Origin of the sequence: Bacillus sp. SIMBA_005, from assembly GCF_046535585.1 — a bacterium.
Taxonomy (GTDB): Bacteria; Bacillota; Bacilli; order Bacillales; family Bacillaceae; genus Bacillus; species Bacillus pumilus.
On record NZ_JAWRWI010000587.1, the window covers coordinates 1 to 263 of the forward strand.

At 33.8% G+C, this 263-nt stretch carries 1 protein-coding gene; it reads right to left on the reverse strand.

Annotation, left to right across the window (positions count from 1 at the left end):
- Positions 1–116, reverse strand: a 116-nt coding sequence (locus SB660_RS21405) for a CtsR family transcriptional regulator (RefSeq protein ID WP_410584416.1), incomplete at its 3' end; no start/stop codon positions are given.
- Positions 117–263 lie beyond the last annotated feature (147 nt).

Sequence of the window (263 nt, forward strand, 5' to 3'; positions counted from 1 at the left end):
GGCACACATTGAAATTTATCTGCAATTTCACTTCGTTTAATTTCAATATGCCCTTCTCCACCTAATTCAAGTACTTGCTTTAAGTAGCCTTCTATGATGTCTGAAATATTACGCATGTTAGGAATACACCTCGCTTACCTCACTGACTTTGACTATCTTTGACTATCTTTGAGTATATTATACAAAACGCTTGAAAATAATTGCAATTAATTCGCACAGAGAAATGTCTAAAGCAATTGTTATCGCTAATTGGCTTGTAAAAG